We start from the raw sequence: 8,137 nt of genomic DNA, 5'->3' as shown, positions 1-8,137 counted from the left end.
CGACCGGTCCCTTGATGCCGAGCAGGTCGAAAAGATCGTTCATCATGGCCTCCAGCCGCAAAATTTCTGACCCTTTTCGTTGTGAGCCAGGATCGCCGCCACCGACGCGTCGGAAAGGGCCGCCGCCTCTGCCCTTGTCGGCCGGATGGGATGCCCGGCCGCGCAGAACGATCCGCCTGATGTGGTGCAGCCGGCCAGCAGGAGCGAGAGCGCTATGATTTTGACCATCTGGCCAGCCTCCCTCTGTTGTCGTCCGGCGCCCGGCCGGCGACGGCATCGTCGATCTCCTGGGCTTCGGTGCGCGCCGCGGCGTCGGCGGCATCCTGCCTGGCCTTCTGGTTGGCCTTGCCCTTGGCGTAGGCCGTCCAGACACCGGCGAGCGCGGCGCCCATTGCCAGAAGATACGGCCAGGCCTGGCCAAGCAGCGCGAAAGCGAGTGTTCCCATCTCATGTCTCCTTGGCCGGCGCGACCATGCCGCGCGGCCCGTCACGCACCGCGTTGATGATGATCTTGGCAAGGGCAATGGCGCCGCTGATCTGAAGGGCGGTGCGGTCGCTCACGCCGAGCAGCGTCCAGTCAAAGCCGGCGAGCGCGCCGCCGCAGATGATGGCGATCAGCGTGTTGAGGAGATTGTGCAGCGCATTGGTGTTGAACCATGTCATCGAAACAGGCTTCCGAAAAAATCGGCGATCTGATGCCGGACGGCCGCGAGCGCTCCGGCCATGAGAACGAGGAGGCCGGCCACGGCAGCCGTCTTGCCGCCGGGCGTCGGCTGCTCGAGACGAACCGACGGCGCCCCATTGGCCGATGTTTCGACCCTGGGCGGCGCCGCCGCGGTCACCGGTGCGGCGGGGCGCTGCGCCGACATCAGCAGGGCCTGAACCCGCACCGACCTGACCCGATCCGACCAGCCGCGCCCGAATGTTGCCCATGTCGGCAACCGCTTCAGGAACGCCAGCCGCGCATCGCAAAGTGCATCGATGGTCACACCGGCCGGCTTTGCCTTGGCCGCCGCGACGGTGACCGGTCCGATCCGGCCGTCCTGCGCAACGCCGACGGCCGCCTGCAGATATTTGGCCGCCCGGCCAGGCCCGCTGTTGACGGCGAAATCGAATACCGCGTGATCGACGCCATCGGGCAACTCGGCGCCGAGCACAGCGTCCCAGTAGAAGCGGCGATAGACGGTGGCGACCTGCGCGTCGCTGATCGCGCGCAGATCCGCCTTTGTCGCGCCCGCCTTCACATAGCGGCGGAAGCTGGCAAGCGTCACGCCCTTCATGGTGGCGCCGCCAGGATCGGCCAGATGGTCCGACCACCCGCCTTCCGATTTGAGAACAAGCGCAAGCGCCCGCGCGAAGTTGCGGTCCATGGTGTTTCCTTTCCGCCCTTCCGGGCAGTTGTTCAGTTTTTGATTTTTGGTATGTTCGCCGGGTGGAGGTTAGGCTTGGCGCGGGCGATTATGATTCTGGATATCATTCGCCAAGTTGGCAGATACAGACTTAAAATTCTGAGTATCGGCAAGAGAATCGTGCGCTCGGTAAGTCATTGACGCACCTAGGACGCGCAAAAGCACATATGCCTGACATAAGACATTTAGTTTTAGGAGTCCTCATCGGCGCCTTCTCTATCGCGTGGGTAGTTATTGCCACGATAGGGGTGCGGCGAGAGACGCGAGCGTACAACAAAAGCCTGAGAGACATCGATGAGAAGCTCCGTCAGGATAAAGATCAATGAATGAGTCTTCGGCGCGTTGACGCTGCGGAAATGATCAACAGGACTTCAGTCGAAGCGCCGCGACAACTCGTGCTGGATACAAGTAACTGAGGTCGGAGTTCGAAAATTCAGTTTCAGCTAGTTCTTTTTGAAGACGAACAGCTTTGTGTGAAACGATACTGGACTGATCACTAAGTCGATCGCGCGTCGTAAGGTCACCATCGGTCGCGACCGGCTCTCATACAATGGTTCAAGCAGGCGCTTGAACAGATTGCTTTCCCGCATCAACCCCAGATATCCGCCCCTGGACCGACTTTCCAAAAGCCGGAACCCCATCCCGCTGATCGTTCTAATTGTGTCGTTCGGGGTGAAGGCAAATTGGTAAAATCGAGCCATGTCCGCGGCACTCACATCTTCGTATCGACCGAGCCGCATCTTTAGACGCCTCAATGGCGACACGCTGGGGACAGTTAGGAAAAGGAGTCCGCCAGGTTTCAGCACTCGGCGTACCTCCTCGATGATCGATGCGTAACCATCCTTGAAATGTTCGATCACCCCTAAGGACCACACCCCTTCGAAAAAGGCATCCTCGAATGGCATTTCTCGCACGTCGCCGAGAACGATATTAAGTTCGGGGGCGTGCTTCTTGATTCTAGCGATGGTTACGGGGGCAAAGTCTAGTCCGTATGCCTCGAACCCGGCGTGATGGAGCCCAAAGACTGTGTTTGCCACACCGCAGCCTGCATCAATCACTCGATCAGGCGGGCTTAAATACTTTCGGGTAACATGCTGGACAAAGACGCTCTTTTTCCGAATGTCCGTTGCTGTTAGGGATTGCGCCCAACGATCGTCCCAGAATCCTTCGTCGGCTGGTTGGTCGATGAATACAAGACGATCATGCTGCCGATCGAGATATACCTGCTCCACCATTCATTTGCCTCCCCCAAGGCGCCGCTCAACGTCAGTTCATTTGCCGTAGTCTCGACCCACAATCGGAACAGCCGGAATGCTGGTATGGAAGCGCCCGAAGAGCAGTACCCACACCAAGACCTGAATCGTCACGAAACCGACGAATGGCTGCCGTGCCTGCGCAAGAACATTCTCCAAGGCATTCCGGTGCGCATAGACCCCAATCACGCTGCCGAGGATGATCCAGAAGAAGAACCACATACCCTTACTTTTGAGCGAAGCATGATGCAACGCCACCAACGCTCCGCCATAGATCAACCCAAATACGATCACAACGGGAATACCGCCAATCGCCCACGCCTGCCCCCAGAATGTACCAGCCAAGCCGTACAACGCCTGTGAAAATATCTGGGTCTGGAGCACCGTGTTGAACCCAGTGCTGTCGAAGCCGAAGGCCGACGGCTGAATTAGCAGTTGCGCCAAGGTATCGCGAACCGTGTTCCACCATGGATAGGTCGTGCTACTCCTAATCAGCCCTTCGATGTTTTCATGAGTGCCGAAGGCTTCCCAGGAGGCCACCATAGCCATCGGATCAGAACCGCCTGTCAGCATCCTGCCAAACGGCAGGTCGCGTTTGTAGGCCAGATAGAAGGGCTTCATAAAGAAGATGATCGCAAGCGTCGCCAGCCCGATCGCCCATGCCTTCCAATGCAGGGCCGCCTTCGTTATCGGCCACTCCCACAATAACACGATGGCAAACGCCATTGCCAAGATCACCGGGACCGTCCGATCACCCGCGATCGCATTAAGTGCGACCATTAACGCAAAGATGGCTTGATAAATACGAGCGCCGCGACCCCATGGCCTATCGAAATAGATTGATGCCAGAAGACCGATGCCGCTGACCCAACGCCACACGATGGAAATGAGCCCACCGACGGCGTCATAGATGTCGGCACGCTCCATCGCGTACCACTCAAGTCCAGCCCTGTTTGCCATCCATGCATAGCAGGCTAAAGAAATGATCAGCGCGCACCGAATGAACCAGATGACCCGCATCGGGTGCAGTTGGTAACAAGGGGGACGCCTGCCGCCCACAGACGAAGGCATCAGCAGCAGCGCCAACCCGAACCCTAGCCAAGCAGCGACCATCACCAGAATTGCTTCCGACGACGCCGGCTCAAGATATGGCACCAATCCTTTCGCGCTCACAGGCCGCGTGAAGCCAATCAGCGCGGGCACCGAATAAGCAAGAAGGCCGATATAGCCAATCGCTACAACAGAAACCCGATTGTGGCGGGCCACAAGTATAAAGGTGGTCACGGCCACCATTGACCACAGAGCGAGGACCATATCTTTCGTTCGACTATTTGGATCAAAAAAGCAACCTAGGCGATTCGGTCATTCACAACGACAAAGTCACAACTCGAAATCGCCCGCCCAACCGACTGTCGCGCTGACCACCCATGAGCCCGTTGCGTATGCCTCCAGGGTTACACGCTCGCCGGGATCGAGAATGAGATATTTGCCTGCACCGCCGCCCTTGATCGTGTCCGTCCCGTTGGGCTCGATGTTCATGACATGGGTTGCGTGTACCCCGGCAAAGCCGATCCGAAGGCCAGGCACGGCAGGCGGCAGCGTATGTGTGCACGTCGCGCCGGCGCTGTTGTTGTGGCAGAGTGCCCGGTTGTGAAGCCCGGACAGCGTTGTGTTAACGCTCAGATTGATCGGCACACTCGACGTCCCCTGCAGGCCGGGATTGTTGCCGCCAATAAACCTGGTCACGGTGCCGGCCGTGATGGAACTGCCGGTGCCATCGCCAACCCATTCCGTCATGTCAAAGCCATCGACCAGCATTTCGTCTATCGCGCCGCCGGTGGTTACCCGAAAGGCAACGCCAATGGAGGTCGGGTTCTTCAGGGCGATGTCCCTGAGACTGGCTTTGCGCAGCCGTTGGCCCACCGAAAGATTGAACCGGACGCCATGCGACTGGGTGTTTCCCCTGATGCCAGAAAGGCTAAGGCTCGCCGGTGTCACTACGTTCGCAACGACAATGGCGTCGGTCGAGCAGTTCATCAACGTGCCCGGGCCGATCGCAAGTGGCGTCTGGTAGGGCGCGGCGATTACGGCTGTGGCACCTGACGTTCCGCCCGTGATAGTCTCGCCAGCCCGAAAGATGCCGGCCGAACCGCGCACATAGATGCGCTGGGTCGCGCTGTTTGCCGTTTTGGCAATCGCAGAGGTGCCTCCAGTGATTGTTTCAGCGGCCTGAAACGTTCCGCTTATCGGCAAGACCCTCAGCACGTTGGCAAAGAAGTCGACCAAGATGCCCGTCGCGCCGGATGAACCGCCTGTCACCGTCTCACCGAGTTCATAGTCGAGGGTTGAACCGGTAATGACGATTTCAAAATGTTGGAACCGCAGGGTTCCGGTCGAGCCAGAGGTGCCGCCGCTGACCGTTTCGCTAATCGCAAACGATCCAACTTGCGAGCTGAGGGCGAACTGATATTCGCCGTTTGGTTCCAATTGCAGGGCTGTGTTGTAGCGATCGATGTACCAGTTATCGAGCCGGCCCGACTGAATCTGAACGCCGAAGACGTTACCGGCAGAACTACCGGAGAGCCGGTTGCCGATTGCCTTGACATTCGAAATGACGATCTCGCTGTTGGCGTCAGTCGCAGCTACGCCAATCAGACAGTCATTCGCCACCACGTTAGTTATGATCCCTCGCGGATCTCGCGCACCGGTCATCTCCACCCAGACACCGGCGGAGGGGCTGTCGAGATGTGCATCGGCGAAAACCCCGTCGACCAACACGTCGGTGGTGTTTAGATTCCCCGTATAGGTCAACACGACACCGTCGCGTTTGCACTTCGCCGACCGGATGTTGCGCACGATCGGCTTGCGGACGCCGGCCACGTAAACCGTGTCGCCAAACTCGCCGCCGGTTGGCGTGACGATGTTATAGCCGTCAATGTCCTCAATCGTCGGGCTGTCGACACAGAGCGCCATCACACCGGCAAGGCCGAGATTGCGGACTTTCACGCCGCGGATTGTCGGCCGCTTCCGGCGTGCACCAGTGGAGAGGCCGACGCGAATACCGATAGAAGCCTGGTAGCCGGCATGTGATCCACCATCAATCGTGAGGTCCCCGTCTATCAGGACGTCATCGGCAGCGATATCGATGACGGGATGGTGGCCGGTAACGGCACCGACTGGCGCGCGCAGGATCAGGGCAGAGCCGCCCAGGCATTCGACGCGCTTCTTCGCTGTCGAGATCGTATGGTTGCCGTCGGTCTGGTAGGAGCCGTCAATCAGCACATGCGGATAGCTGCCCGCGAGCAGTGCACTGATAGCAGCCGTGGCATTTGTACCGTTACCACGCGCCCCGAGCATTGATGCCGTCACCGGGGTCGAGGCGAGCGTATAGCCTGTCTTCGTCATGCCATCGCTCAGCATGATCACCAAATCCCCGACATTCGTTCCATTCTTGCGGTACACAGCGCCACTGCCTGCCACCTGAGAGCTGTCGTAGAAGGCGGTGCGGATGTATGTGGGTGCTATCGGTGGGGAAAATGCCTCCGCCGTCGCCTTGGTCGCGAATTGCGGATCGAGCACGGTTGTCATGGCGCCCGTCGCTACGTCCGCAGCGGCCTGGGCCTGGTCGATGATGCCTTGCGCGGCTGCCTGGATATCCCCGACTGTGTCGTCGGACTGGTAGAACGACAGCACAATGTCGTCGGTGCCGATCACAGGGTTCAGCGTCTGGAAGGCGAAGCTGCACTCACCCCGTCAACCACTTTCTGAGAAAAAATTCCTAGTCTGGTCGAAACTCCCGCGCTGAGCGACGCTGGCAAAGCGCGTAAAACCCTGCTTTTGCCGGCGGCTGGTCATAAGCCGGCAGGTGTGAAATCATTCGTCGAAGCTCATGGAATGATTCCCGTCGCACGGCCTTGTGGGAGAGGACGATGGACAGACCAGCCATGGCATCCGTGTTCAGGATGCGGCATGCACCAGCCACGGTTTCCGGCGTGTGCAGCACCGGCCAGGGTCAGGCCGATCCAGTCATCCGCGTGCGTTCGCTGGGCGAAGCCATCCGTTTCGTCGCCAACGCCTACCCCCAATACGACGTCGGCGCCGTCGCCATCAGCTGTGGGGATGTTTCGATCGGCAGCCTCGGCAACCTGGAGGTCAAGGCGCTGTGGCGCGAATATGGCGAACGGCTGACGCAGGAATAGGCGTTCGCCCGCAGCCTTTCTGGAGCGGAAATGCCGCTCGTGCGTTTCAACCCCAGCCACGGGAGCAATCGCCATGAATGTCGCCAACCTGCAACTCGAAGGCCTGTTGATGGCCGTCGCCTCGATCAATCGTCTCCTGGTTCAAAAGGGGGTGCTGACGGCGGAGGAAATCGACCTGGCCCTGCGCAAGACCGAGGCCGGCGAAACCAACGAGGAACGATCCGAAGGCATGTCCGCATCCAGCCGCGACGCCGTCAACTTTCCGATCCGGCTGCTGGAACTCGCCAACCAGTGCCAGCCGGAGGCGGAGCTGCCGTCCTTCTCAAAGCTGGCCCGCATGGTCGGCAAGATAAAGGAACCCTACAACGACCAGCTGTGAACGGTGCCGGCGGGCCGGCATGCGTCCGCGGTGGCCCACTGCCCTCGCCTCAAGCCCTGCCCGGCCATCCCAAATTGAGCGAAAGCACCTTGCCCGGTCCATGCACCGCCGCAAACAGCAGTCCGGCCAGGAACGAAAAATGGTCGATGAAGAAGCCGAACTCGGCCTGGTTGCCGGCCCAGTGGCTGGGTCCGTGGAAGGCAAGGGCCAGGAACAGCACATAGGCGGCGGCGACAAGGGCCGCCTGCGTGAAGAAGGCGCCGGTCAGGAAGCACAGCACCAGCGCGACTTCCAGGATCGCCGCGCACCAGGCCAGGAACAGCGGAAACGGAAAGCCGGCGGCGGCGATATAGCCGGCGGTGGCCGCCATGCCCATGAATTTGAACGTCACCGCCATCAGGAAGACGCCGGCGAAGATCAGCCGGGCGATGAGAAGGGCCGCGGTCTGCCACGGCGATTGAGTGATTTGCGACGACATGCTCGTTCTCCAGCTTTGCAGGTTGCTCGCTCCTAGGACGCGCGACGGACGCCAGATCCGACACACCAGGCCAATTTTTCTCGACAGGGCGCTTGCCGCGGGTCGAAGCAGGCTTCGAAGCCTCACACCGACGGCAAGGAGCGATTTTCGGTTTGCCGGCCGACGGTATAGCGTTGCTCCCTCAAAGGGGGAAACGGACATGGCCAAGGCATTGACCATCGGCGCACCGCGGCATCCGGCGATGAGCACCGCCTACGAACAGGAATGCAGGGATATGCTGGCTCCGCATCTCGACGCCCTGCTCCGCAAGGTCGAGGCTGCCGGCTGGGACCGCGGGCAGGCCGCCTCGGCGCTCATGTATCTCGCCGCGATGCGGCTGAAGCCGGCCTGACGACACGCCGGCCCGAACGGCTCTCCGG

Annotated in this window: 11 protein-coding genes; 3 read left to right on the top strand and 8 right to left on the bottom strand. The window is 60.2% G+C overall.

The window, feature by feature from the left end; translation table 11 throughout:
• From ENZ74_RS14045 to ENZ74_RS14015, 7 genes are all read right to left on the bottom strand, one after another.
• The coding region (locus ENZ74_RS14045; RefSeq protein WP_206522281.1) for a hypothetical protein at nt 1-277 on the bottom strand (277 nt) is incomplete at its 3' end.
• Nucleotides 213-446 (bottom strand): phage-related exported protein, encoded by a 234-nt coding sequence (locus ENZ74_RS14040; protein WP_013530787.1) that lies wholly within the window; start codon nt 444-446, stop codon nt 213-215. The genes ENZ74_RS14045 and ENZ74_RS14040, both read right to left, overlap by 65 nt.
• A gap of 1 nt (nt 447) precedes the next feature.
• Nucleotides 448-663, bottom strand: a complete 216-nt coding sequence (locus ENZ74_RS14035; RefSeq protein ID WP_063168557.1) for a hypothetical protein — start codon at nt 661-663, stop codon at nt 448-450.
• Entirely contained in the window at nt 660-1,370 is a 711-nt protein-coding gene (locus ENZ74_RS14030) for a glycosyl hydrolase 108 family protein (RefSeq protein WP_063168558.1), read from the bottom strand. The genes ENZ74_RS14035 and ENZ74_RS14030 overlap by 4 nt, the downstream gene beginning before the upstream one ends.
• A gap of 482 nt (nt 1,371-1,852) precedes the next feature.
• Nucleotides 1,853-2,644 carry a class I SAM-dependent methyltransferase gene (locus ENZ74_RS14025; protein WP_063168559.1) on the bottom strand — a complete coding sequence of 264 codons (792 nt, stop codon included), beginning with the start codon at nt 2,642-2,644 and terminating at the stop codon, nt 1,853-1,855.
• Between the two features lie 36 nt (nt 2,645-2,680).
• Nucleotides 2,681-3,976 carry a hypothetical protein gene (locus ENZ74_RS14020; RefSeq protein ID WP_063168560.1) on the bottom strand — a complete coding sequence of 432 codons (1,296 nt, stop codon included), beginning with the start codon at nt 3,974-3,976 and terminating at the stop codon, nt 2,681-2,683.
• Nucleotides 3,977-4,042: 66 nt separating this feature from the next.
• Complete coding sequence (locus ENZ74_RS14015; protein ID WP_063168561.1) at nt 4,043-6,376, bottom strand: hypothetical protein; 2,334 nt, start codon at nt 6,374-6,376, stop codon at nt 4,043-4,045.
• 215 nt (nt 6,377-6,591) lie between these two features.
• On the opposite strand from ENZ74_RS14015, the gene ENZ74_RS14010 reads away from it, so the two are divergent.
• Nucleotides 6,592-6,861 carry a hypothetical protein gene (locus ENZ74_RS14010; RefSeq protein WP_063168562.1) on the top strand — a complete coding sequence of 90 codons (270 nt, stop codon included), beginning with the start codon at nt 6,592-6,594 and terminating at the stop codon, nt 6,859-6,861.
• A 73-nt stretch (nt 6,862-6,934) separates the two neighbouring features.
• A complete protein-coding gene (locus tag ENZ74_RS14005) occupies nt 6,935-7,240 on the top strand; it encodes a hypothetical protein (RefSeq protein WP_013530780.1) in 306 nt (101 codons plus the stop codon).
• 49 nt (nt 7,241-7,289) lie between these two features.
• Here ENZ74_RS14005 and ENZ74_RS14000 read toward each other — a convergent pair whose 3' ends face one another.
• Nucleotides 7,290-7,718, bottom strand: coding sequence for a DoxX family protein (locus tag ENZ74_RS14000; RefSeq protein WP_063168563.1), 429 nt, complete (start codon nt 7,716-7,718; stop codon nt 7,290-7,292).
• A gap of 199 nt (nt 7,719-7,917) precedes the next feature.
• Here ENZ74_RS14000 and ENZ74_RS13995 point away from each other — a divergent pair, with 199 nt between their 5' ends.
• Entirely contained in the window at nt 7,918-8,109 is a 192-nt protein-coding gene (locus ENZ74_RS13995) for a hypothetical protein (protein ID WP_013530778.1), read from the top strand.
• The last annotated feature ends 28 nt before the right edge of the window (nt 8,110-8,137 follow it).

The organism is Mesorhizobium sp. M7A.F.Ca.CA.002.15.2.1, from assembly GCF_003998715.1.
GTDB classification, from domain to species: domain Bacteria; phylum Pseudomonadota; class Alphaproteobacteria; order Rhizobiales; family Rhizobiaceae; genus Mesorhizobium; species Mesorhizobium ciceri.
The sequence above is the reverse complement of the archived record's forward strand: the minus strand, read 5'-3'. Positions and strand labels throughout refer to the sequence as shown.

Excerpts from the sequence above, each read along its gene's own strand:
- ENZ74_RS14035 (WP_063168557.1), bottom strand. The coding sequence starts at position 663 with ATGACATGGTTCAACACCAATGCGCTGCACAATCTCCTCAACACGCTG.
- ENZ74_RS14030 (WP_063168558.1), bottom strand. The coding sequence starts at position 1,370 with ATGGACCGCAACTTCGCGCGGGCGCTTGCGCTTGTTCTCAAATCGGAA.
- ENZ74_RS14010 (WP_063168562.1), top strand. The coding sequence starts at position 6,592 with ATGGACAGACCAGCCATGGCATCCGTGTTCAGGATGCGGCATGCACCA.
- ENZ74_RS14040 (WP_013530787.1), bottom strand. The coding sequence starts at position 446 with ATGGGAACACTCGCTTTCGCGCTGCTTGGCCAGGCCTGGCCGTATCTT.
- ENZ74_RS14025 (WP_063168559.1), bottom strand. The coding sequence starts at position 2,644 with ATGGTGGAGCAGGTATATCTCGATCGGCAGCATGATCGTCTTGTATTC.
- ENZ74_RS14020 (WP_063168560.1), bottom strand. The coding sequence starts at position 3,976 with ATGGTCCTCGCTCTGTGGTCAATGGTGGCCGTGACCACCTTTATACTT.
- ENZ74_RS14005 (WP_013530780.1), top strand. The coding sequence starts at position 6,935 with ATGAATGTCGCCAACCTGCAACTCGAAGGCCTGTTGATGGCCGTCGCC.
- ENZ74_RS13995 (WP_013530778.1), top strand. The coding sequence starts at position 7,918 with ATGGCCAAGGCATTGACCATCGGCGCACCGCGGCATCCGGCGATGAGC.
- ENZ74_RS14000 (WP_063168563.1), bottom strand. The coding sequence starts at position 7,718 with ATGTCGTCGCAAATCACTCAATCGCCGTGGCAGACCGCGGCCCTTCTC.